Below are 474 nucleotides of genomic sequence, written 5' to 3'. Positions count from 1 at the left end.
GGACAAGATCATGCTAAAACAAGAACCTATTTCTTCAGCGCCAGGCCGACTGCAATGAAGGCCCAGCCCTGGAAGATCAGGTCGATAGCGAGAAACAGTCCCAGCACCCATACGCTGTTGACTGGCCAGCCCATGGCGATGACCAGGCCTGCCAGCGCGCTGATGATGCCCGCCGCAACGAGCCAGCCCCAACCCTTGGCCGGTCTGTGCTTGTACCCGACCCAGGCCCTGAGCACGCCTGAAGCGAGAAGGGCGACCGCCAGCAGGAAGGTCAGCACCGCCGAGGCCAGCAGCGGATTATAGAAGGCGAAGAACCCGGCGACTGCATAGAGAAGACCGCTGAGCAGCCAATAGAAGAACCGGCTCCATGTCTTCACACCGAAGGCATGCATGATCTCGATGACACCGGCCATCAGCATCAGCCAGCCGACGACGTAGACCGAGGCGACCGTGGCAATGAACAGATTGCCGAAG

Annotated in this window: 1 protein-coding gene; it reads right to left on the bottom strand. The window is 60.1% G+C overall.

All coding sequences use genetic code 11. The annotated features are described in order from the left end of the window. Window positions 1-26: 26 nt before the first annotated feature. Window positions 27-474 (bottom strand): HdeD family acid-resistance protein (locus tag EOA19_RS35065; RefSeq protein ID WP_164893140.1); only part of this gene is annotated, 448 nt, incomplete at its 5' end.

The organism is Mesorhizobium sp. M7A.F.Ca.US.010.02.1.1 (assembly GCF_004023085.1).
In the GTDB taxonomy this organism is placed as follows: domain Bacteria; phylum Pseudomonadota; class Alphaproteobacteria; order Rhizobiales; family Rhizobiaceae; genus Mesorhizobium.
Note: the sequence above shows the minus strand (reverse complement) of the source record. Positions and strands in the feature narration are given on the sequence as shown.